The sequence below is a fragment of the Halovulum sp. GXIMD14793 genome (genome assembly GCF_054457435.1).
This window is the reverse complement of the sequence record NZ_JBTLNE010000062.1, coordinates 1-21216: the sequence shown is the minus strand read 5'-3', so window position 1 is coordinate 21216 and position 21216 is coordinate 1. Positions and strand designations below refer to the sequence as shown.

Below are 21216 nucleotides of genomic sequence, written 5' to 3'. Positions count from 1 at the left end.
ATTAATCTGATCACAGTCGCAGATAATGTGAGTTTGATACCCCGGATAGCGTCAGATAATTTGAGCGAGAATCCGGGATGTTTGCAATCCGAGCGCCGGATAAGTGCAATTCACAACATGTACGCGTTTCGATTTTATGTGATGTCTCAAGGTAAACTTGAAACGCTTTAGTGTTTGGCGGCTGTTTGAGACACTCTGTTAATATATTTGATTTCAGGCAGTTTCAGGTGTTTATCCGCGAAAGGATCAGGGCAGGATCTCGATGGGGGTGCCGTTGGGGACGAGGGCCCAGATTTCCTGTATCTCGGTATTGGTGACGGCGATGCAGCCGTTGGTCCAGTCGCGATAGCGGTGCAGGCTGCTGAGCCAGCCCCAGCCGTTGAGGATGCCGTGGATCATGATGTCTCCGCCCGGCGGAACGCCTGCGGCTTTGGCGCGGGCCTTGTCGGCCTCATTCGGGTAGGAGATGTGCAGGCTGAGATGGGCGATGGAATTTTCATTGCGCCAGTCGATCACGTAGCGCCCCTCGGGCGTGCGTTCGTCGCCCTCCTGCTGTTTGTGGCCTTCGGGCGCACCGCCCAGTGAAATCGTATAGTTGCGGATCATGATGTCGCCGCGCCAAAGCTCCAGGCGGCGGTCTGATTTCAGCACGCGGATCAGGTCTACCTGTTTTGAGGCGGCCACCATGGCCAGGGGTGTGCCGGAGCCTGTGCGGATCATCACCTGCGTGTAGCCGATGCCAATCAAAGGCAGCGAGACCAGAAGGATAAGGAGGGCGCGCCAGGTCATCTGCAGGTCTCAGCTTTGGTGGTCATCAGGGTCCTTCCTTTGGCAGGGTGTCGAGGTCTTTGCGTTTGGCCTGAACGGCGGCGATCTTTTTTGACAGGACCAGTTGTGTGCCCAGCGTCACGGCAAGGGAAAGACCGGCAATCACAAGACCGGCGGTCCATAGCCAGGCGTGGTGCCTGTCCAGGCGGTGATTGTCCAGATCAGGCCAAATCCGATCAGCCAGCGGATGGCCCATATGATCAAGCTGCGCCGGGTGGACTGCTGCAGGTCGGTGTCGAACTGGGCCATTTGGTCGGTCAGGCGGTCCAGCTCTTCCATTTCGGCGTATGTTGGTTTCGAAAGATCGGGATTGGTCATCTCCTAGCCTTTCAATTGGGCTTTCAGCACCTTTGACCATTGCGAAAGGATGTCGAGGGGTCAATACAGGCGGATCGCAAACCTATTGCGAATGAGCGAGACTTAACCATTCCGGGTCAGCCGTCGATGAAGAAAGACATGGACCAGAGCGAGAATGCAGATTGCTGAAACGAAGACAATCACCCGCGGCAGGGCAGAATCGTCCGCGCCGGGCTTCATCAAAGCAAGTATCGCCATTGCACCAACAATGAACCACATGATCAGGATTATACGGTTTATCCTGCGCGCCTGATCTGAGTTTTGCCAAACAAGATACCCCAACCGGAGATAGGCCAGCGCCAGAAGCAAACCGCCGACGATGCTTTGGATCAGCGCAACCCAGAAGTGGTCGGGAGATGTGTAGTAAAGCTGCGCAATGGTCAGCAAGATCGTTGAGCAACAGATGACAAGGCCGCACAAACCCAATACGGCTATGCGAAACCGGTCGGTACAAGTACCGTTTTCCACCGTTATCAGCCCTACAAATCCATCAGCAGCCGGCGCGGGTCTTCCAGTGCCTCTTTCACGCGGACGAGGAAGGTGACAGCGCCTTTGCCGTCGACGATGCGGTGGTCGTAGCTGAGGGCCAGGTACATCATGGGGCGGGCGACGATCTGGCCGCCGATGACCATGGGGCGTTCCTGGATCTTGTGCATGCCGAGGATGCCGGATTGCGGTGGGTTCAGGATGGGCGATGACATCAGCGAGCCATAGACGCCGCCGTTGGAGATGGTGAAAGAGCCGCCCTGCATCTCGGCCAGGGACAGCTTGCCATCACGGGCGCGGGCGCCGAGTTCGTTGATCCTTTTCTCAATCTCGGCAAAGGACATCAGGTGGGCATCGCGCACGACCGGGACGACCAGGCCGGTGGGGGTGCCGACGGCGATGCCCATATGGACGTAGTTCTTGTAGACCACATCGGTGCCGTCAATCTCGGCGTTCACGTCCGGAACCTCGTTCAGGGCATGGCAGCAGGCCTTGGTGAAGAAGGACATGAAGCCCAGCTTGACGCCGTGTTTCTTCAGGAACAGGTCTTTGTATTCGTTGCGCAGCTCCATCACGGCTGTCATGTCGACCTCGTTATAGGTGGTCAGCATGGCGGCGGTGTTCTGGCTGTCTTTCAGACGCCGGGCGATGGTCTGGCGCAGGCGGGTCATCTTGACCCGTTCTTCGCGTGCGGCATCGTTGGCGGGGACAGGGGCGCGGGGCGGGGCGCTGGCCGCAGGGGCCGGGGCGGAGGCGGTGCCTGCCTTGAGCACGTCTTCCTTCATGATCCGGCCATCCTTGCCGGTGCCCTCAACCTGATCGGGGCTGAGGCCTTTTTCGGCCATCAGCTTTTTGGCCGAGGGGGCGTCTTCGACATCGGATGCACCGGCTTTGGCGGGGGCCGCTTCCTCGGCAGCGGGTGCAGCGCTGGCGGCTGGGGCTGCGGTGGCGGCAACCTCGCCCTCGGCGATATTCGCCAAAAGGGCATCGACGCCGACGGTATCGCCTTCATTCGCGACGATTTCCTGCAGGGTGCCGGCCGCGGGGGAGGGCACCTCCACCGTGACTTTGTCGGTCTCCAGCTCGCAGAGCATTTCATCCACGGCGACCGCATCGCCGGGTTTTTTGAACCAGGTTGCTACGGTGGCTTCGGTGACACTTTCCCCAAGGGTGGGTACACGGATCTCGGTCATCTGGTCAGTCCTTCTGTCCGGTCAGCGCATCGGCAACGAGCGCTTCCTGTTGTTCTTTGTGCAGACGCGCCAAGCCGGTCGCAGGCGAGGCCGCAGCGGGCCGTCCAGCATAGGCGGGGCGTTTCCATTTCGATTTGATGCGGGTCAGCACCCATTCAAGATTGGGTTCGGCAAAGCTCCAGGCGCCCTGGTTCTTGGGTTCTTCCTGACACCAGATCACTTCGGCCTCGGGGAAGCGTTTCAGTTCCTTCACAAGGCTTTGCGCCGGGAAGGGATAGAACTGCTCCAGCCGGAGGATATAGACATCATCCAGTCCCTGCTGGTCGCGCGCTTCCAGCAGGTCATAGTAGACCTTGCCGGAACAGATCACGACGCGTTTGATCCCCTTATCGGGTTTCAGGGTCATTTCGGAATTGCCAAGCTCTGCATCATCCCAAAGCACCCGGTGGAAGGAAGAGCCTGTGGCCATTTCCTCCAGCGTGCTGACGGCCATTTTGTGCCGCAGCAGGGATTTCGGGGTCATCAGCACCAGCGGTTTGCGATAGGCGCGGTGCAGCTGGCGGCGCAGGATGTGGAAATAGTTGGCCGGGGTCGTGCAGTTGGCAACGATCCAGTTATCTTCGGCGCACATCTGCAAAAAGCGTTCCAGACGGGCGGAGGAATGCTCGGGCCCCTGACCTTCATAGCCATGGGGCAGCAGGCAGACAAGGCCGGACATGCGCAGCCATTTCTTTTCGCCGCTGCTGATGAACTGATCGAACATGATCTGCGCGCCATTGGCGAAATCGCCGAACTGCGCTTCCCACATGACCAGCGCGTTGGGCTCGGCCAGCGAGTAGCCGTATTCGAAGCCCAGAACGGCGTATTCCGACAGCATCGAGTCGATGACCTCATACCCGGCCTGTCCGGCGCCGATATGGTTCAGCGGCAGATAGCGTTCCTCGGTCTGTTGGTCGATGATGCCGGAATGGCGGTGGCTGAAGGTGCCGCGGGTACAATCCTGACCGGACAGGCGGACCGGATAGCCCTCTTGCAGAAGGGTGCCATAGGCCAGCGCCTCGGCCGTGGCCCAGTCAAGGCCTTCGCCGGTCTCGACCATCTTGGCCTTGTTATCCAGCATACGCTGTACCGTCCGGTGGGGCTTGTAGCCATCGGGCAGGCGGGTCAGGGCGGTCCCGACCTCTTTCAGCTTGTCCATCTCGACGCCGGTTTTGCCGCGCTGGTACTTGTTGCCTTGTTTGTCGAGATGCGACCAGCGGCCATCCAGCCAGTCGGCCTTGTTGGGGCGGAAGTCTTTGCCGACCTCGAACTCTTCGTTCAGATGCGCCTGGAAGGCGGCTTTCATATCCTCGATCTCGCCCTCGGGCATCAGACCGTCGCGGATCAGCCGTTCAGTATACAGCTGCAGGGTGGTCTTGTGCCCCTTGATCAGCGAATACATCTGCGGCTGGGTGAACATCGGCTCGTCACCCTCGTTATGGCCGAAGCGCCGGTAGCAGAAGATGTCGATGACGACATCCTTGTGGAATTTCTGCCGGAACTCGGTCGCGACCTTGGCGGCATGAACCACGGCCTCCGGGTCGTCGCCGTTGACGTGGAAAATCGGGGCCTCGACCATCAGGGCGATATCGGTCGGATAGGGCGAGGAGCGGGAGTTATGCGGCGCTGTGGTAAAGCCGATCTGGTTGTTGACCACCAGATGGATCGTGCCGCCGGTGCGGTGCCCTTTCAGCCCCGAAAGGCCGAAGCATTCCGCGACCACGCCCTGACCGGCAAAGGCGGCATCGCCGTGCAGCAGGATCGGCAGGACCTGGCTGCGGTCCGCATCGTCCAGTTGCGCCTGCTTGGCGCGGGCCTTGCCCAGAACCACGGGGTTCACGGCCTCAAGATGGCTGGGGTTGGCGGTCAGGCTGAGGTGGACCTTGTTGCCATCGAATTCCCGGTCGGAGGATGCGCCGAGGTGATATTTCACATCGCCGGAGCCTTCGACCTCATCGGGTTTGAAGCTGCCGCCCTGAAATTCGTTGAAGATGGCGCGGTAGGGTTTGCCCATCACATTGGCCAGCACGCTTAACCGGCCACGGTGGGGCATGCCGACGACGATGTCTTTTACGCCCAGCGCGCCGCCGCGTTTGATGATCTGTTCCATCGCGGGGATCAGCGCCTCGCCGCCATCAAGGCCGAAGCGTTTGGTGCCGGTGTATTTGACGTGCAGGAATTTTTCGAAGCCTTCCGCCTCGACCAGTTTGTTCAGGATTGCCTTGCGACCCTCGCGGGTAAAGGCGATTTCTTTGCCGAAGCCTTCGATCCGCTCTTTCAGCCATCCGGCCTGTTCGGGGTCCGAGATGTGCATGTATTGCAGTGCGAAGGTGCCGCAATAGGTGCGTTTGACGATGGCCACAATCTCGCGCATGGATGCGGTTTCCAGCCCCAGCACGTTGTCGATGAAGATCGGGCGGTCCATGTCGGCTTCGGTGAAGCCGTAGGTTTGCGGGTCCAGTTCGGGATGCGGTGTGCGTTCGGTCAGGCCCAGAGGGTCCAGATCGGCGGCCAGATGGCCCCGGATGCGATAGGCCCGGATCAGCATCAGGGCGCGCAGACTGTCAGTGACCGCCTGGCGCATCTGGTTGGCGTCCAGGCTGATCCCCTTTTCGCCCGCTTTGGCGCTGATCTTGTCACCGACGGCTGCCGCCGGGTCTGTCCCCCATTGCCCATCCAGCGCCGCCGTCAGTTCATCTGACGGGGCGGGCGGCCAGTCGCCGCGTGTCCAGGATGGCCCCGCCGCCTCAGCCGTGACGTCGCGCGGTGCGTCGCCCAGAGACTCGAAATAGGCCTGCCAGGCCGCATCCACCGCATTGGGGTCATTGGCGTAGCGGGCATAAAGCTGCTCCACATATTCCGCGTTGTGTCCTTGCAGGAAGGACGATGCATGGAACTGGTCGTTGGGGGAATGTTCGGTCATGGGGTCACCTCATGCGGGTTGGGACCGTAACGGTTGGGTTTGGGTTCAGAGGGAAGCAGCAGCATTCCCGGCAGGGGCACGAAATTGATCAAGAAAGCTATAACAACCCAGAGCACAGTGATGACTATGATAGGGACTATAAATATTATGAAATATATAAGGGGCATTACAAAGAAATGGTGGCACAGCGCGGCGTACATACCGCCCGTAAAGGTCCAGTAGAGGAGCCATGGCAGAGAAAGAAAAATGCCAACAATAAAAGCCAGCTTGACGACAAGACCGCCGTACTCCCCGGCATCCTGCAACCGGCGTGCGGAGGCAGACATAAACGGGATCGCGCAGATGAAAACCGCTAAGTAAATCTGCCAGAGGTCCATACCGGTTTTCACGGTTATAAAGAGTGCAACCAGCGGCAGGATGACTGCCGATGGGGCAAATGCCCAATAGGCGCAGCGCGTCATTCGCCCCGAGAAGTCGAACGAATGACGAAAACCGTTCTTTGCTGCACTCACCAATGTCATCAGTTTACCGTTTCTGACCTCTATCCAATTGCCTTCAGCACTGCCTCGCCCAGACCGGCGGGGCTGTCAGCGACGACGATGCCAGCGGCTTTCATCGCTTCGATCTTGCTTTCGGCATCGCCTTGACCACCACTGACGATGGCACCGGCATGGCCCATCCGGCGGCCCGGAGGGGCGGTGCGGCCGGCGATGAAACCGGCGGTGGGCTTCCAGCGGCCTTTTTTCTTTTCATCGGCCAGGAACTGGGCGGCCTCTTCTTCGGCGGTGCCGCCGATTTCGCCGATCATGATGATCGAGTGGGTTTCCTCATCGCCCAGCAGCAGTTCCAGAGCGTCGATATGCTCAAACCCCTTGATCGGGTCGCCGCCGATGCCGATGCAGGTCGACTGGCCCAGACCGGCGGCGGTGGTCTGGCCGACCGCCTCGTAGGTCAGGGTGCCGGAGCGGGAGACGACGCCGACCGAGCCGCGTTTGTGGATATGGCCGGGCATGATGCCGATTTTGCAGGCATCGGGCGTGATCACGCCGGGGCAGTTTGGCCCGATCAGGGTGGAGTTGGAGCCTTCCAGCGCGCGTTTCACCTTCATCATGTCCAGCACCGGGATGCCTTCGGTGATGCAGACGATCAGTTCCATGCGGGCGTCAATCGCCTCAAGAATGGCATCGGCGGCAAAGGGCGGCGGGACGTAGATCGCGGTGGCGTTGGCCCCGGTTGCATGTCGTGCCTCGTCCACGGTGTCAAAGACCGGCAGGCCGATATGGGTGCTGCCCCCTTTGCCTGGGGTCACGCCGCCGACCATCTTGGTGCCATAGGCAATCGCCTGTTCCGAGTGGAACGTCCCCTGAGAGCCGGTCAGGCCCTGGCAGATGACTTTGGTGTTTTCGTTGACAAGGACTGCCATGTTGTTTCCTTCCTCAGGTGCGGTGCAATGCGCGTGTCATTGCGTTGACCAGGTAATCTGGGTTTCTTCGCCCGATGTCAGGCGAACTTCGTAGCTTTGCATCATGAAACTGCCGGTGCCTTTCCAGCGCCAGACAAGCGCATCGCCGTCGCGGCCTTCGGTCACATCGGTTTCGGCGGCCTCGTTGACCAGCGCGCGCAGGGTGGCGATTATGTCAAAATCCGGTGTGATTGCGTCTTTGTGCAAGGTGGCAACGCAGCGGCCCGAAAGCGCGCCATCCTCGATGCTGTCGATGGTGATATTCCCTTCGGGCGAGGTGTGGCGGATGCCGTCCTCGATCTCTTCGGATGGCCATAGCAGGCTTTCGAAGAACCGGGCACCGTAAAGAAAGCTGACCGGGTTGGTCTGGAAGCACCCGCGGCGTAGGGGCTGGCCAAACAGGTACTCAGACTTGAATTCCTGCGCAGAGGCGGCAAGCGGCGCGCTTATCAGCAGAATTGTCGCCAGGCCACTTCTGATCAGTGTCCGCGCATTTTTACATAGACCTGCTGGCCGAAGCATATGCCGAATGAACCTTTTCATGAGGGCGCATCCGTTTTTCTGGTGACCTGTGCCCGTGCAGCTTCGAACTCCTGCGCAACGGTTTCAAGCGGGCGGCCGAACATGAAGCGACGATATCCAAAGCCGGGTCCGCCCTGGATCGCGTTCAGTATCTTGCTTTGAAAGGCGCGGCCTTCCGGGGGTTCGGCGTTAAGAACGATACCGAACACGCTGTGACCGCCGGAGTTCATGGGGCCTGCATAGCGAATATTCGTCCATGGGACTTCGGCGCGCATCAACTGAGGGTCATAGATGCCGTTGGGGCTGACACGGATGCCCTTGTTCGGGGTAGACGACAGCCTTACGGCGTAGAACAGGCTAACGCCGCCCAGCAGAGCAAGAAGGCTCCCGATGATCAGCGGCCCGGCTGAGCCCTGGTCCAGTGAGCCAAAGCGCCGCCCGCCGGACAGGATACCAAAGGCGACCAACAGGCCAATGACCACCATTAGGCCACCGAACAGGTAGTAAACCCGTTCAATACCGCGGTGTGGGATGAGGGTGCTGTCAGTCATTGACCGGCCTCCTTAAGTGTAGCTACCAAGCAGTGCATCGCGGCATCGCTAAAAGTTGCGGTACTGAATACCATCGCGCTACTCACGGAACACCCCGATGCTGACAAGGGGCAGGTTGGCCTGTTGCCCGTTTTCATCCTCGATCGCCAGACCGGCGGTGCCGACGACATAGGAAATCCCTTCGAAGAAATATCCCTGCGCACCTGTCGGCTTGTTCACGCCAAGTGAAATCACATCCGGCAGCTTTCGCCCAGGGGAACTGGCCAGCAGGCGGGTCGACAGGATTTGCTGCAAAATGGCGTTGGCATCGCTGTAGCTGACCGCCGGTGACCCGACGGAGCACATCCGGCCCCTGACCTCTGCGCTACGCGTTTCGGAGACTGGTTTGATCAGTTTCTCGGGCTGGATATTGGCAAAGATCAGGGTGGCGGGGTCCCCGTAGATATAGCGCGGGCCGGTTTTCTTGCGTGAGGGAAAGTCCTGCCTGTCGAAGACCTGTGCCTGAGCGGTTGGTCGGTCATTCTCGATACAGGCGGCTTCGACCAGAAACCGCATCCGCTGGATCGCCACTTGGCGCTGCGCGGGCGACGCATCGACAAATGTTGTTTCGGCACAGCCAGCAAGAAGTAGTCCTGAGAGAATCAGCACCAAGCGGTTCATCACCGACAAACCAAAAGCTTGCTCAATGGTTAGACCGCTCAGATGTCTTCCGACTGATGTAATCATAGCTTTGCCGCGACTGCGGCCTGCAGTTGATCCGCAGTCCAGATGCCGAGGCTCCGGTGCTGGATCTGTTGTTCCGGGTCGGCTGGCAGCGTTTCGCAGGTTTCGTGAATGTAGGTGATCGGTGGCGCAAGATTGAAGGGGGCTGCGCAAAGATTCAGATGCCTGTACTGGCCCGGTCGCGCCAGATCAGTGTTGTTCTGAACGTGATGCGTTGTCGCCATCAGGTATCGAATATCTGATGCAACGAAGCTGCGCAGGAAGTCCCAGCACATCTCAAACGGCAGATGGAACAGGCAGTCCCTGCACATCATCATATCGACATCAGGTAGTGGATCTGAGGTGATATCAATGTGCGAAAAACGGATGCCCTCGCGGTCAGCGAATTTCGCGGCGTTTTCCTCGACCAGCTCAAGAGAGATATCGCCGCCGACATAGTCGATCCCGGTTAGGTCGACATGCTGCATCCAGAACCAGTCGCCGCATGGGATATCGGCAAATGACTTTATGCCATAGGTCGAAAAAACAATGGGCAGGGCGGTCCGCAGGCGTTCCGTCATCTCCATGGTTGAGCCAAGGCCCGAGCGGCTGGGTCCACGCCAGCGCAGTCCTTCGAAATGCTGTCGGATATCTTCTCTCAAACTCAGTCCCTTCTGGGTTTTGGCGAGCTGCTACCAGCGTGGCGTCAGCCTTTCACCGCCTTCACGATTTTCTCGGCGGCATCGCCCAGGTCGTCGGCGGCGATGACGTCGACGTCTGAAGTGTTGATGATTTCCTTGCCTTTTTCGACATTGGTGCCCTCAAGCCTAACCACCAACGGCACCTTGAGGCCGACCTCTTTCACGGCGGCGACCACGCCTTCGGCGATGACATCGCAGCGCATGATGCCGCCGAAGATGTTCACCAGGATGCCTTTGACATTGGGGTCGGAGGTGATGATCTTGAACGCCTCGGTCACTTTTTCCTTGGTCGCGCCGCCCCCAACGTCGAGGAAGTTGGCAGGTTCGGAGCCGTAAAGCTTGATGATGTCCATCGTCGCCATGGCAAGGCCCGCGCCGTTAACCATGCAGCCAATCTCGCCATCCAGGGCGATATAGTTCAGGTCGAATTTGGAGGCGGCGAGTTCCTTGGAATCTTCCTCGGTCTCGTCGCGCAGCGCAAGGATGTCCTGCTGGCGGTAAAGCGCGTTGCCGTCAAAACCCATCTTGGCGTCGAGGCAATGTAGGTCGCCCTTGTCGGTGACGATCAGCGGGTTGATTTCCAGCATCTCCATGTCCTTTTGGATGAACATGTCGTAGAGGATGCCGATCAGCCGCACGCATTGCTTGATCTGCTGACCTTCGAGGCCCAGCGCAAAGGCGATGCGGCGGCCATGGAAGCCTGAAATGCCCGAGGCCGGGTCAACGGTGACGGTGGTGATCTTTTCGGGCGTTTTTTCGGCGACTTCTTCGATGTCCATCCCGCCCTCGGTCGAGCAGACGAAGGACACGCGGGATGTGCCACGATCAACCAGCAGGGCGAGGTAAAGCTCGCGTTCGATGCCGGAGCCGTCTTCGATATAGACGCGGTTGACGGTCTTGCCCGCCGGGCCGGTCTGTTTGGTGACCAGTGTGCGGCCGAGCATTTTTTGCGCTTCTTCAGCGGCTTCTTCGCGGGACCGGGCCAGACGAACGCCGCCGCCTTCACCGGCGGTTTCTTCCTTGAACGAGCCTTTGCCGCGCCCACCGGCGTGGATCTGTGCCTTGACCACCCAAAGCGGCCCGTCCAGCGCACCGGCCTGTGCCTTCGCCTCTTCGGCGCGCATCACGATGCGGCCGTCCGAAACGGGGGCGCCGAAATCCTTCAGAAGTTGCTTTGCCTGATATTCATGTATGTTCATCGCAGGTTCCTTCCGGGCCGATTATGCGGCGGGTCTGTCACGTCAAGGTTAAAACTTCCCTAGGTCGCTTTGCGCGGTATAGCAAAAGGCTTGTGTGGGTAAACGCGGAAAATCGCCGAGAATTTACTTTTTGTGATCACATAATTTTTCCATGTGATCACAAATCTGATTTTGCGGTGAACGCGCTGTTCTGAAAGCGGGTGATACCTGGACTGAGTCGTCCTTGCGCCCTATCTGTTTTCACGGTCTAACGCGTCATGCAAAAAACCTGAATCATCTAACGCTGCCTGAAATCGCAGATTTCAACGCGTTCGACGATGTGTGATGTTTAAGGTGTTTCGCGAGACGCTATAGTTCGCCCGCGAAACGGAAGGTTTTTCATATGCGGATTATTGTCTTTATAGCTTTGTTTTGGCCTGCGGTTGCGGTCTCGCAGCCGCTGTGCCCGTGCCTGAAATGTGCATTGGGCACCTCCAAAAGTTACTGGATCTCAAGCGGGTCGATGAAGCCGGCCCTGCCGGTTGGGTCGTGTGTTATTGCAAGACGACTTGTGAAAGAGGACCCCGTCCCCGCGATTGGCGAGATCGTCGTATTCCGCCATCCGGTTTCAGGTGCGCATCATGTGTTTCGACTGATCGCCAAAGCAGGGCAGAACGTGGAGTTGCGGAACGGGTTTCTTGTTCTGGACGGCCAGCCTTTGGTGACTGAGGAACTGCCCGATCTGGTGGAGCCATTTGAAAGGAAGACAGAGACGGGCGGCTTTCCTGTCTGCAGTAACAGGCCTGGCGTTGGTCAGGATTGCATCGCTGCGCAGTACCGCGAAACGCTGCCCGATGGCACAAGTTATCGTGTCCGGCAGTCAAGGCCAAGCCGTTTGGACACTTTCGGCCCAACTATCGTGCCAGGCGGCCATGTCTTTGTGTTGGGTGACAACCGGGACAATGCGATGGATAGTCGCGTACCGCAGAATGTGAATGGGCCCGGTATGATCCCGGTCGAGGCATTGATCGGTGTCGTTGAGGAAATCCGCGACTGAGCGCCACCTTGCCCCGCATTCGGTCAGCCTGTATTCCGGCACAAGAAAGGACCTAATCATGGCCGAGCCTCTGACCCTCTATCTTGCGGCCCCGCGCGGGTTCTGCGCCGGTGTTGATCGGGCGATCAAGATCGTCGAGATGGCGCTGCAGAAATGGGGCGCGCCGGTCTATGTCCGGCATGAGATCGTGCATAACAAATATGTCGTGGATGGGCTGCGCGACAAAGGCGCTGTCTTTGTCGAGACGCTTGAGGAATGCCCCGATGACCGCCCGGTGATCTTTTCGGCCCATGGTGTGCCCAAATCGGTGCCTGCCAGTGCGGAGGCGCGCCAGATGGTTTATGTCGATGCGACCTGCCCGCTGGTCTCCAAGGTGCATATCGAGGCAGAGCAGCATCATCGCAACGGGTTGCAGATGGTGATGATCGGCCATGCCGGGCATCCCGAAACCGTCGGCACCATGGGGCAATTGCCAGAGGGTGAAGTGCTGTTGGTTGAAGACGTGGCGGATGTTGCAGGTCTGAGGCCGCGCGATCCGCAACGTCTGGCGTTCATCACGCAAACAACCCTGTCGGTCGATGACACGGCCGATATCGTTGCTGCGTTGCAGGTGCGGTTTCCCGAGATTGTCGGCCCGCATAAGGAAGATATCTGCTATGCGACAACCAACCGTCAGGAAGCCGTCAAGGCAATGGCGGGCCGGATTGATGCGTTGCTGGTGATTGGCGCGCCGAACTCCTCCAACTCCAAACGGCTGGTGGAGGTCGGGTCGCGGGCGGGCTGCGGTTATGCGCAGCTGGTGCAGCGCGCGACCGAGATTGACTGGCGCGCCCTGCAGGGATCGAAAGCGGTGGGGATCACCGCTGGGGCATCGGCGCCCGAAGTTCTGGTCAATGAGGTGATTGACGCCTTTCGCGACCGCTATGACGTGACGGTCGAAATGGTCGAGACGGCGGAGGAAAACGTCGAATTCAAGGTGCCGCGTGTGCTGCGGGAAGGGGCTGCATGACGGCAGACCCAGAAACGCTCGCCTTTTATGACCAAAATGCCGAAACCTATGCCGCGTTTTCCGACCGCGAGGATTTTCGGCGTCTAACGGACTTTATTGCGCTGATGCCGGAGGCGGCGGTGGTGCTTGATCTGGGATGCGGCATCGGCTGGGCGGCAGCGGCGATGCAGAAGGCGGGGCTGACGGCGGAAGCGCTGGATGCGTCTGCCGGTCTGGCCGGGATCGCGGCGGAGCGGTTTGGCCTGTCGGTGACTGTTGCACCGTTTGCTGCGCTGACAGCGGTAGCGTGCTATGATGGGATCTGGGCGAATTTCTCGCTGCAACATGCGGATCGGGCAGAGCGCCCGGCCCTGTTTCACGCCATGTGGACTGCGCTAAAACCTGGCGGATGGCTGGTCGCGGGCGCGCATCGGGGCGATGGGCCTTATCGCGATACGCATGGGCGATTGTATGTCCCGTTCACCCGGGCGGAGTTGGACGATCTGTTGCAGGATTTTGAGCAGGTATCCCTGACGACGGGTCATGGCACCGGATTTGACGGGCGCGAGATGGCGTATTGGCATATCTCTGCCTGCAAACAGACATAGGATTTGACGCTGGCGCGTGCCACGGGCTGAACAAGAAACTTTGTCCGAAATACAGGAGACGATATGCCGGAAATTGTTGCCTTCACCGATGGGGCCTGCTCGGGCAATCCCGGGCCCGGTGGCTGGGGGGTGTTGTTGCAGGCACTGGACGGAGAGATGGTGCTGAAAGAGCGGGACCTGAAGGGGGGCGCTGCGGACACCACCAACAACCGGATGGAGTTGACGGCGGCGATCGAAGCGTTGGACGCGCTGGATAAGGGCACGGTGGTCCGGGTAGTTACGGACAGCACCTATGTGCGGGACGGGATCACGAAATGGCTGGCGGGATGGAAGCGGAACGGGTGGAAGACGGCGGCGAAAAAGCCGGTGAAGAACGCTGATTTATGGCAGATGTTGGAGGCCGCAGAAGCTCGCCATCAGGTGACCTGGGACTGGGTCAAGGGACATGCTGGGCATCCCGAGAATGAACGCGCCGACGAACTTGCCCGCGCAGGGATGGAGCCATACAGGTAGGGTGGGTTTAAACCCACCCTACAGATGCGCCGCGAAGACGTCGAAGACCTGGCGGTAGACATCGCGCTTGAAGGCAACGATGTGATCCAGGATTTCTGCCTGTGGCATCCAGCGCCAGGCATCGAATTCCGGGTGCTGGGTGTTCAGGTCGATCTCTGTATCCTTGCCGCAGAACCGGCCCATAAACCAGTATTGTTCCTGCCCGCGAAATCGACCCTTCCAGACTTTGCCAAGAAGATGCGGCGGCAGATCGTAGCAGATTGGTTCCGGCGCTGCGGCGATCACATCGACCTGCGCGGGGGGGATGGAGGTTTCTTCCTCCAACTCCCGCAGCACGGCATGTTCCGCAGTTTCGCCCGGATCAATCCCGCCCTGTGGCATCTGCCAGGCATCCGGCGTGTCATTGCGCCGCGCTGCAAATATCAGGCCGTCTGCATTAGTCAGAACAAGGCCCGCACAGGGGCGGTACGGTAGAGACTCCGGGGTGATCATTGATGTCATCTCGGTATGTCAGCAAGCGCTGCGGGGTGGGTTGATCCCGGTCCCGCAGCACTTTTTAGCTCAGTTCTCGGTTTTCAGAACCGACATGCCCTTGATGATATCCAGGGCATAGGACAGCTGTTGGTCGGCCTTGCGCTGGCGCGCGGCCTCAACTGCGGCGTCACGCTCTTCCTCCAGCAAGCGGAGTTCATCTTCACTGAGAGAATCGTTGCTCAGGGAGCCGCGCAGGTCAGCCTCGGACCGGTTGCGGTTTGCGATGGACTCTTCGTCCTCCCCGGCATTTTCCGCTGAGGTTGTGTCGGGCTGCGGCTGTTCCACGATGATATCAGGTGCGACGCCCAGGTTCTGGATCGAGCGGCCCGATGGTGTGTAATACCGTGCTGTGGTCAGGCGCATCGCGCCGTTGCCCTGCAGCGGTACGATGGTTTGCACCGACCCTTTGCCGAAGCTTTTGGTGCCGACAACGATCGCCCGGCGGTGATCCTGCAGCGCGCCGGCGACAATCTCGGACGCTGAGGCCGAGCCGCCATTGATCAGCACGACCAACGGCTTGCCTTCGGCCAGATCGCCAGCGCTGGCATTGTGCCGCTCGCTGTCGCGGGGGTCGCGGCCCCGGGTTGATACGATTTCTCCGGCGTCCAGAAACGCATCGGAAACGGCAATCGCCTGGTTCAGCAATCCGCCGGGATTGTTGCGCAGATCAATGATGATACCGGCGACCTTGTCCAGGCCGCCTGCCTCTTCGACCTTTTCGGCAAACTCTTCTTCCAGATTGGGGAAGGTTTGTTCGGTAAAGGTGGTGATCCGCAGTACGACGACATCGCCTTCAAGCCGGGCGCGCACGGCGGAAATCTTGATTGTGTCGCGGGTCAGGGTCAGGTCAAACGGTTCCTCGACACCTTCGCGCACGATGGTGATCAGGATATCAGAGCCGACCGGCCCGCGCATCAGATCAACGGCTTCGTTAAGGGTCAGGCCCAGAACCGGCTCTCCGTCGACATGAGTGATGAAATCCCCGGCCTGAACCCCGGCCCGTGCAGCGGGTGTGTCGTCGATGGGCGAGACCACTTTGACAAAGCCGTTTTCCTGCGTGACCTCAATCCCGAGGCCGCCAAACTCGCCCCGGGTCTGCACGCGCATGTCAGAAAAATCGTCCGGCGGCAGATAGGAGGAATGCGGATCGAGCGAGGACAACATGCCGTTGATCGCATTTTCAATCAGCTCAGCCTCGTCGACTTCTTCGACATAAGATGACCGGATACGCTCAAAAATATCGCCGAACAGGTCCAGTTGTTCATAGGTGTTGCGCACACCATCGGTTTCCTGTGCCAGGATTGGTCCTGCAAACTGAGTGGTGAAGATCACGCCGCCCAGGATCCCGGCGGCTGCCGCTGTCACGAATTTGTTCATCTGTTTCTCTCGTCCTCAGTTTTCAAATGCGAACCATTGCGCCGGATCGACCGGGGTTCCGTCCACTCTGACCTCTATATAAAGCGTTTCGGTGGCAGGTGTGCCAGTTTCTTCGCTATTTCCTGCCAAAAACTCTTTGTGAAGGTCAGGTTGACCGGGAAGAAACCCCAGACCGCGGCCCTTTGCAACATTCATTCCCGAATTGACCAGCAGCCGGTCCAGTCCGGCCAGTATATAAAGCCGCCCGGGTGCCGGTTCCAGAATCACCACGCGGCCATAGCCGTCCATCTGCCCAGCAAAGCGGATGCTGGCGGCTTCGGGCGTTGCGACCATGGCCCCGGCGGTTGCGGCCAGGCTGGTGCCGGGGCGGTCGCCAAAAGGTTTAAGGACGGTGGCGCGCACTGGGGCCGGGCGGCGTGTTTCGGGTGCGGGGGCGGCGCTGCTGGCATCGGGCAGCCCCTCAAGCGCGATGGCCAGAGCCACCAGATTGGCAGCGTCGGCTTCGGCATCGGGCAGGGTCGCGCTGTCTGCAGACAGATCGTCGCGTGCAGCCAGCAAGGCCTCACGCGCGCGGGCCAGATCGGCGCGCTGGCGGTTTTGCAGGTCCTGCAGGCGTTCCAGCAGGCCGAGATCCTCGCGCAGATCAAGGATTTTGGCGGTTCCGGATTGCTGCACGCGATCCATCAGGGCGGCGCCATGTGACAGGGCAACCGGGTCGTCCCCCAGGGCCAGCATGGGTTCGGCCACGGTTGACAGACGCATCAGCCCGGACAAAAGGCGCGCCTGATCCCGCCGCTGGGCATCGAGTGCGCGCGACAGGCGTCGTTCTTCGGCAGCGGTGGTCTGGGCAGCATTGTAAAGGCTGGCAATCGCGCCTTCGTAGGCGCGGATCGCCTCGGACAGGGCGAGGCCGCGATCCTCGGCCCCTTCGGCAGATTTCAGCAGCGCGTCGGCGATGGAAAGGGTCTCGGCCGCCTGGGATATCTCATCCGCTTGGGCCATGGCCGGAACCAGCAGCAGCCAGAGAGCGGCCAGAACGCGCATCACAGCCCCCCGATCAGCGGTGTGCCGGTCATTTCGGGCGGGCGGTCCAGGCCCATCAGCTGCAACAGGCTGGGGGCAAGATCGCCGAGCTTGCCTGAGGTGATCGTCGCCCCGTCAGGTGCGCCGACAAGGACCAGCGGCACCGGGTTCAGGGTATGGGCGGTGTGGGGCCCGCCGGTGTCGGGATCGACCATCATTTCGCAATTGCCGTGATCTGCGGTCAGCAGCATGGCACCGCCCACATCGTACAGCGCAGTCAAAACCTGACCTACGCCCTTGTCCACAGCCTCGCAGGCCTTGATCGCGGCTTGCAGGTCGCCGGTATGGCCGACCATGTCGGGATTGGCGTAGTTGGCAACGATCAGATCATATTTGCCCGAGCGGATGGCGGCGGTCAGATGCTCTGTTACCTCGGCGGCCGACATCTCGGGCTGCAGGTCATAGGTGCGGACCTTAGGAGAGGGGGCCATGTAGCGGTCCTCGCCCATCTCGGGCGTTTCCTTGCCGCCGTTGAAGAAGAAGGTGACATGGGGGTATTTTTCAGTTTCGGCGATGCGGAACTGTTTCAGCCCCTGCCGTGCGACCCATGCGCCCAATGTGTTGGTGATGGTCTGGGCGGGGAACATGACGGACATAAACTCATTATGCCGGTCGGAGTATTCCACCAGCCCGGCGATATCCGCGAAACGGGGCCGGGCCGAGGCGTCAAACGCGTCGAAATCGGGATCGGCCAGCGCGGACAGGATTTCGCGGGCGCGGTCGGCGCGGTAATTTAGGAACAGCAGCCCGTCGCCATTCTGCATGCCGGAATAGTCGCCGATCCGGACCGGTTCGATGAATTCATCGGTCACACCGGCGGCATAGCTGTCGGCGATGGCCGCTGCGGCGCTTGCCGCTTTGGCCCCGGCGGGCGCGGTCATGGCGGTAAAGGCGGCTTCGACGCGGTCCCATCGGTTGTCGCGGTCCATGGCATAGAAACGACCGATCACTGTGGCGATGCGGGCACCCTTTGGCAGGTCTGCCTCCAGCTGTGCGACATAATCGGCGGCGGAGGCGGGCGAGACGTCCCGGCCATCGGTAATGGCGTGAACGGCGACCGGAACACCGGCGGCTGCAATCACCTGTGCGGCACGCGCGATATGGCGTTGGTGCGCATGGACGCCGCCGGGGGAGATCAGCCCGGCCAGATGTGCTGTGCCGCCGCTGCGTTTCAGGGCCATGATGAAGTTGAGCAGCGCGGCATTCTGATCAAACTCACCTTCTTCAATCGCACGATCGATCCGGGGTAGGTCCATCCAGACGGTGCGGCCTGCACCGATATTCATGTGGCCCACCTCGGAATTGCCCATCTGGCCGTCGGGCAAACCAACCGCCTGACCCATGGCGGTCAGGGTCGCATTGGGGCAATCGGCCATCAGCCGGTCGAAATTCGGGGTATGGGCGAGGGCAACGGCGTTTGCCTCCTGCGTCTCGCGCAGGCCCCAGCCGTCAAGAATGCATAGAACAACGGGTTTCATCACAGCGCCCTTTTCTGACCTATCTCTAACAGAACCGGCCCCGGCGTCCAGCGCTCAGACCCGATGATAGGGGGTTCCGGCAAGGATTGTCGTGGCGCGGTAGAGTTGTTCGGCCAGCATCACGCGGACCAGCATATGCGGCCAGACCTGTTTGCCAAAGGACAGGACCATGCGGGCCTGCTGCCGCAAGGCCGGGTCCAGCCCATCGGCACCGCCGATCAGAAAGGCGGCATCGCGCCGGCCATCATCGCGCCAGCGCGCCAGCATATTGGCAAAGTCCGGGGATGTCGGGGTGGTGCCGCGTTCATCCAGCGCGACCAGAAGCGCGCCATCCGGCACCGCTTTGGTCAGAAGCTCGGCCTCGGCGGTCTTGCCGCGGTTCTGGCGATCCTCAACCTCGGTCACGATTGCCGGGCCAAAGCCAAGGTTGCGCCCGGTTTTGGTGGTCTGGTCAAGATAGTCATCGACAAGGGTCTTTTCCGGCCCGGTCCGCAACCGGCCCACGGCGCAGATGGTCAGGCGCATGGTCTCAGGCGTTCGCCGGTTCCGGGGCGCTGCCGGTCTGCCACATCTTTTCCAGCTGATAGAACTCACGCACCTCAGGCCGGAACACATGGACGATGGCATCCCCGCAATCGATCAGAACCCAATCGCCGGTTTCCTTGCCCTCGGTCCGGGGGGTGACACCGGTTGCCTGTTTCACGCGGTCTGCCAGCTTTTCCGCAATCGCGCCCACCTGACGCGAGGAGCGGCCCGAGGCGACAACCATGTGGTCCGCCATGGAGCTTTTGCCCGCCAGCGGAATCGAGACCACGTCTTCGGCTTTGTCGTCATCGAGGGATGAAAGAATGAGTGCCAGCAATTCGTCGCTTGTCGGCCCCATCGGCTTGCCCGGGCTATCGCCCTTTGCAACGGTCGCGGTGTTTGCCGCGTTATGACTGTCCTGCAGGTCCTTGTCCTCCTGTCGGTGCGGCCACACCATGTAGCCGCACACGCACGTTCCTAATATAGCATTGCAACAGGGGCCACTCAACCGCGTGGCCCGGCTTTATTGGTCACATATGCCGACGGGCGGGAAGCCCTGCTGGTCGATTGCTTTGCGCATGTCCAGATCTTTGTGGACCAGAATCGGGTCCCCTTGCCCGGTATCGAGCCAAAGCGACAGCAACAGCGGGCCGTCCGGAACCGTGCCGTTTGCGCAGGCACCGGCGAATACCGACAGACTGCCGGGTACGTTTTGTCCCTGTGATTTCAGGGTTTTGATGCGTTACCGCGCCTGATCCAGCGCTTTGGCATCGCTGGCCGAAAGGGCGAAGGCCAGCCGGTGAAAGCCTGGGCGTGTGGCGGCTTTTGACGCCGCTGGCCGGGCAAGCGGTGCGACATGCCGGATCTGTGTGCCTTTTTCAGGCTGGGCGAGCAGCGTCAGTGTTGCGCCACCTGTTGACACGGAAAGCGATTTTGGCAACTCGGCCTCTACGCGCAGCATGCTTAGATCCGCAGTCATCGGATCAAGCGCTTTTAGCCGCTGAATCGAGTCCAGCGGGATTTCGGTGCAGGACGCCATCAGCAGGAGGGCGGCGATAAGGGACTTTCGTAGCATTGAATTGTCCTTGTTTGACGAATAGTAATTAATGTTTTACGATGAAAAATGATTCTACAAGGAGAAAATAATGAGCTCTAATATGAGCAGGGTGTCCAAGGTCAGCCAGCGGATGGAATGGGTCGCTGTGGCTGGTCTGATTGGTATCGGCGTGCTTTATGTTGCGCTGGTGGTTCTGCCGACGTTTCTGACGTCCATCGCCGCCGGGCTGACGCCGGACGCGCCAGAGGCGCTGAGCGTTGGGCAGCGGGTTTTAACGCTGGCCAGTGCCTTTCTGGCGCTTGCACCTGTGGCCTATATTCTGTGGCAATTGCGCTGCCTGTTTCGGCGCTTCGCCGCGGGCGAGGTGTTTACGCCACGTGTCGCGGCTTTGTTGCGAAAGGTTGGCTGGGGCTGCATTGCGGTGGCGTTGGTCCCGGTCCTGGCGCGGACATTGGCTGTTCTGACCGTGTCATGGACCAATCCGGCAGGGGAACGCACGCTGGCCATTTCGGTCGATGGGGGCAGCTATGCGGCGGTGCTGTTCGGCGCCCTGCTGATCATTCTGGGCTGGGTTCAGGGCGAAGCGGCGCGGATCGCTGCAGAAAACAAGGAAATCATCTGATGCCGATCGTTGTCACGCTGGATGTGATGCTGGCCCGGCGCAAAATGCGGTCCCGCGAATTGGCGGAGGCTGTGGGCATTACGGAACAGAACATTTCCTTGCTGAAGTCGGGCAAGGTGAAGGGCATCCGCTTTGCCACTCTGGAGAATATCTGCGAGGTGCTGGACTGTCAGCCCGGGGATTTGCTGGAATGGGAGGCGGAGTAGCGGGGCGCTATGTTGTAAGCGGCCGCTTAGCCTGCTTTTCCGGGCAGTACCCCTGGCCCTTTCGGGTGAAGAGAGACTGTTGCCAGCGCGCAGCGAAGGTCTTGAACGATGAAGATTTTCTGATGCGGGCCAGGGTGCGCGGTTTCGGCTTGGCCTGAGTGTGGTCCGCGTTGGAAAATCTCTCAGGGAGGAAGCTGCGGGGGCTGGGCGGTGTCTATGGGGAAAG

General features: G+C 60.2%; 24 protein-coding genes and 1 pseudogene. 6 read left to right on the top strand and 19 right to left on the bottom strand.

What is annotated here, in order from left to right:
- Window positions 1–246 precede the first annotated feature (246 nt).
- From ACW9UQ_RS15675 to sucC, 12 genes and pseudogenes are all read right to left on the bottom strand, one after another.
- A complete protein-coding gene (locus ACW9UQ_RS15675; protein WP_458931962.1) occupies window positions 247–789 on the bottom strand; it encodes a L,D-transpeptidase family protein in 543 nt (180 codons plus the stop codon).
- A gap of 141 nt (window positions 790–930) precedes the next feature.
- The gene (locus ACW9UQ_RS15670) at window positions 931–1146 is read right to left on the bottom strand and encodes a hypothetical protein (protein ID WP_458931961.1); all 216 of its coding nucleotides are present in this window, start codon (window positions 1144–1146) and stop codon (window positions 931–933) included.
- 102 nt (window positions 1147–1248) lie between these two features.
- On the bottom strand, window positions 1249–1653 hold the full coding sequence (locus ACW9UQ_RS15665) for a hypothetical protein (protein ID WP_458931960.1): 405 nt from the start codon (window positions 1651–1653) through the stop codon (window positions 1249–1251).
- An 11-nt stretch (window positions 1654–1664) separates the two neighbouring features.
- Window positions 1665–2864, bottom strand: a complete 1200-nt coding sequence (odhB, locus tag ACW9UQ_RS15660; RefSeq protein ID WP_458931959.1) for a 2-oxoglutarate dehydrogenase complex dihydrolipoyllysine-residue succinyltransferase — start codon at window positions 2862–2864, stop codon at window positions 1665–1667.
- Window positions 2865–2868: 4 nt separating this feature from the next.
- Window positions 2869–5826, bottom strand: coding sequence for a 2-oxoglutarate dehydrogenase E1 component (locus tag ACW9UQ_RS15655; RefSeq protein WP_458931958.1), 2958 nt, complete (start codon window positions 5824–5826; stop codon window positions 2869–2871).
- Entirely contained in the window at window positions 5823–6347 is a 525-nt protein-coding gene (locus ACW9UQ_RS15650; RefSeq protein WP_458931957.1) for a DUF805 domain-containing protein, read from the bottom strand. Before ACW9UQ_RS15650 ends, ACW9UQ_RS15655 begins: the two co-directional genes overlap by 4 nt.
- Window positions 6348–6367: 20 nt before the next feature.
- The gene (sucD, locus tag ACW9UQ_RS15645) at window positions 6368–7249 is read right to left on the bottom strand and encodes a succinate--CoA ligase subunit alpha (RefSeq protein WP_458931956.1); all 882 of its coding nucleotides are present in this window, start codon (window positions 7247–7249) and stop codon (window positions 6368–6370) included.
- A 36-nt stretch (window positions 7250–7285) separates the two neighbouring features.
- Entirely contained in the window at window positions 7286–7831 is a 546-nt protein-coding gene (locus tag ACW9UQ_RS15640; protein WP_458931955.1) for a hypothetical protein, read from the bottom strand.
- A complete protein-coding gene (locus ACW9UQ_RS15635; protein WP_458931954.1) occupies window positions 7828–8361 on the bottom strand; it encodes a hypothetical protein in 534 nt (177 codons plus the stop codon). The genes ACW9UQ_RS15640 and ACW9UQ_RS15635 overlap by 4 nt, the downstream gene beginning before the upstream one ends.
- A gap of 78 nt (window positions 8362–8439) precedes the next feature.
- On the bottom strand, window positions 8440–9012 hold the full coding sequence (locus tag ACW9UQ_RS15630; protein WP_458931953.1) for a hypothetical protein: 573 nt from the start codon (window positions 9010–9012) through the stop codon (window positions 8440–8442).
- Window positions 9013–9083: 71 nt separating this feature from the next.
- Entirely contained in the window at window positions 9084–9725 is a 642-nt protein-coding gene (locus ACW9UQ_RS15625; RefSeq protein ID WP_458931952.1) for a class I SAM-dependent methyltransferase, read from the bottom strand.
- 44 nt (window positions 9726–9769) lie between these two features.
- Window positions 9770–10969 (bottom strand): annotated as a pseudogene (sucC, locus tag ACW9UQ_RS15620) (ADP-forming succinate--CoA ligase subunit beta); the annotation flags it as partial.
- Between the two features lie 376 nt (window positions 10970–11345).
- Here sucC and lepB point away from each other — a divergent pair.
- The 4 genes from lepB (at window position 11346) to rnhA (ending at window position 14108) form a co-directional block, all read left to right on the top strand.
- Window positions 11346–11999 (top strand): signal peptidase I, encoded by a 654-nt coding sequence (gene lepB / locus ACW9UQ_RS15615; protein ID WP_458931951.1) that lies wholly within the window; start codon window positions 11346–11348, stop codon window positions 11997–11999.
- Between the two features lie 55 nt (window positions 12000–12054).
- A complete protein-coding gene (gene ispH, locus ACW9UQ_RS15610) occupies window positions 12055–13008 on the top strand; it encodes a 4-hydroxy-3-methylbut-2-enyl diphosphate reductase (RefSeq protein ID WP_458931963.1) in 954 nt (317 codons plus the stop codon).
- Window positions 13005–13595: a class I SAM-dependent methyltransferase gene (locus ACW9UQ_RS15605; RefSeq protein ID WP_458931950.1), complete on the top strand. Its 591-nt coding sequence runs from the start codon at window positions 13005–13007 to the stop codon at window positions 13593–13595. The genes ispH and ACW9UQ_RS15605 overlap by 4 nt, the downstream gene beginning before the upstream one ends.
- Window positions 13596–13658: 63 nt before the next feature.
- Window positions 13659–14108, top strand: a complete 450-nt coding sequence (rnhA, locus tag ACW9UQ_RS15600) for a ribonuclease HI (protein ID WP_458931949.1) — start codon at window positions 13659–13661, stop codon at window positions 14106–14108.
- 18 nt (window positions 14109–14126) lie between these two features.
- On the opposite strand, the gene ACW9UQ_RS15595 is transcribed toward rnhA, so the two are convergent.
- From ACW9UQ_RS15595 to ACW9UQ_RS15565, 7 genes are all read right to left on the bottom strand, one after another.
- Window positions 14127–14609: an RNA pyrophosphohydrolase gene (locus ACW9UQ_RS15595; protein WP_458931948.1), complete on the bottom strand. Its 483-nt coding sequence runs from the start codon at window positions 14607–14609 to the stop codon at window positions 14127–14129.
- A gap of 60 nt (window positions 14610–14669) precedes the next feature.
- Window positions 14670–16019: a S41 family peptidase gene (locus tag ACW9UQ_RS15590; protein WP_458931947.1), complete on the bottom strand. Its 1350-nt coding sequence runs from the start codon at window positions 16017–16019 to the stop codon at window positions 14670–14672.
- Window positions 16020–16034: 15 nt separating this feature from the next.
- The gene (locus ACW9UQ_RS15585) at window positions 16035–17063 is read right to left on the bottom strand and encodes a murein hydrolase activator EnvC family protein (protein WP_458931946.1); all 1029 of its coding nucleotides are present in this window, start codon (window positions 17061–17063) and stop codon (window positions 16035–16037) included.
- A complete protein-coding gene (gene gpmI, locus ACW9UQ_RS15580; RefSeq protein WP_458931945.1) occupies window positions 17063–18580 on the bottom strand; it encodes a 2,3-bisphosphoglycerate-independent phosphoglycerate mutase in 1518 nt (505 codons plus the stop codon). The genes ACW9UQ_RS15585 and gpmI overlap by 1 nt, the downstream gene beginning before the upstream one ends.
- 54 nt (window positions 18581–18634) lie before the next feature.
- Complete coding sequence (rlmH, locus tag ACW9UQ_RS15575) at window positions 18635–19105, bottom strand: 23S rRNA (pseudouridine(1915)-N(3))-methyltransferase RlmH (RefSeq protein ID WP_458931944.1); 471 nt, start codon at window positions 19103–19105, stop codon at window positions 18635–18637.
- A gap of 4 nt (window positions 19106–19109) precedes the next feature.
- On the bottom strand, window positions 19110–19562 hold the full coding sequence (rsfS, locus tag ACW9UQ_RS15570; protein WP_458931943.1) for a ribosome silencing factor: 453 nt from the start codon (window positions 19560–19562) through the stop codon (window positions 19110–19112).
- Between the two features lie 285 nt (window positions 19563–19847).
- Window positions 19848–20180 (bottom strand): hypothetical protein, encoded by a 333-nt coding sequence (locus ACW9UQ_RS15565; RefSeq protein WP_458931942.1) that lies wholly within the window; start codon window positions 20178–20180, stop codon window positions 19848–19850.
- Window positions 20181–20250: 70 nt separating this feature from the next.
- Between ACW9UQ_RS15565 and ACW9UQ_RS15560 the strand changes: the two genes are divergently transcribed.
- Entirely contained in the window at window positions 20251–20784 is a 534-nt protein-coding gene (locus ACW9UQ_RS15560) for a DUF2975 domain-containing protein (protein ID WP_458931941.1), read from the top strand.
- Window positions 20784–20990 carry a helix-turn-helix domain-containing protein gene (locus ACW9UQ_RS15555; protein WP_458931940.1) on the top strand — a complete coding sequence of 69 codons (207 nt, stop codon included), beginning with the start codon at window positions 20784–20786 and terminating at the stop codon, window positions 20988–20990. The genes ACW9UQ_RS15560 and ACW9UQ_RS15555 overlap by 1 nt, the downstream gene beginning before the upstream one ends.
- Window positions 20991–21216 lie beyond the last annotated feature (226 nt).

Coding starts and splice junctions, on each gene's coding strand:
- ACW9UQ_RS15635 (WP_458931954.1), bottom strand. CDS start 8,361: ATGACTGACAGCACCCTCATCCCACACCGCGGTATTGAACGGGTTTAC.
- ACW9UQ_RS15595 (WP_458931948.1), bottom strand. CDS start 14,609: ATGACATCAATGATCACCCCGGAGTCTCTACCGTACCGCCCCTGTGCG.
- ACW9UQ_RS15585 (WP_458931946.1), bottom strand. CDS start 17,063: ATGCGCGTTCTGGCCGCTCTCTGGCTGCTGCTGGTTCCGGCCATGGCC.
- ACW9UQ_RS15605 (WP_458931950.1), top strand. CDS start 13,005: ATGACGGCAGACCCAGAAACGCTCGCCTTTTATGACCAAAATGCCGAA.
- rlmH (WP_458931944.1), bottom strand. CDS start 19,105: ATGCGCCTGACCATCTGCGCCGTGGGCCGGTTGCGGACCGGGCCGGAA.
- gpmI (WP_458931945.1), bottom strand. CDS start 18,580: ATGAAACCCGTTGTTCTATGCATTCTTGACGGCTGGGGCCTGCGCGAG.
- ACW9UQ_RS15560 (WP_458931941.1), top strand. CDS start 20,251: ATGAGCTCTAATATGAGCAGGGTGTCCAAGGTCAGCCAGCGGATGGAA.
- ACW9UQ_RS15565 (WP_458931942.1), bottom strand. CDS start 20,180: ATGCTACGAAAGTCCCTTATCGCCGCCCTCCTGCTGATGGCGTCCTGC.
- ACW9UQ_RS15555 (WP_458931940.1), top strand. CDS start 20,784: ATGCCGATCGTTGTCACGCTGGATGTGATGCTGGCCCGGCGCAAAATG.
- ACW9UQ_RS15655 (WP_458931958.1), bottom strand. CDS start 5,826: ATGACCGAACATTCCCCCAACGACCAGTTCCATGCATCGTCCTTCCTG.
- rsfS (WP_458931943.1), bottom strand. CDS start 19,562: ATGGTGTGGCCGCACCGACAGGAGGACAAGGACCTGCAGGACAGTCAT.
- ACW9UQ_RS15590 (WP_458931947.1), bottom strand. CDS start 16,019: ATGAACAAATTCGTGACAGCGGCAGCCGCCGGGATCCTGGGCGGCGTG.
- rnhA (WP_458931949.1), top strand. CDS start 13,659: ATGCCGGAAATTGTTGCCTTCACCGATGGGGCCTGCTCGGGCAATCCC.
- sucD (WP_458931956.1), bottom strand. CDS start 7,249: ATGGCAGTCCTTGTCAACGAAAACACCAAAGTCATCTGCCAGGGCCTG.
- odhB (WP_458931959.1), bottom strand. CDS start 2,864: ATGACCGAGATCCGTGTACCCACCCTTGGGGAAAGTGTCACCGAAGCC.
- ACW9UQ_RS15670 (WP_458931961.1), bottom strand. CDS start 1,146: ATGACCAATCCCGATCTTTCGAAACCAACATACGCCGAAATGGAAGAG.
- ACW9UQ_RS15640 (WP_458931955.1), bottom strand. CDS start 7,831: ATGAAAAGGTTCATTCGGCATATGCTTCGGCCAGCAGGTCTATGTAAA.
- ACW9UQ_RS15675 (WP_458931962.1), bottom strand. CDS start 789: ATGACCTGGCGCGCCCTCCTTATCCTTCTGGTCTCGCTGCCTTTGATT.
- ACW9UQ_RS15650 (WP_458931957.1), bottom strand. CDS start 6,347: ATGACATTGGTGAGTGCAGCAAAGAACGGTTTTCGTCATTCGTTCGAC.
- lepB (WP_458931951.1), top strand. CDS start 11,346: ATGCGGATTATTGTCTTTATAGCTTTGTTTTGGCCTGCGGTTGCGGTC.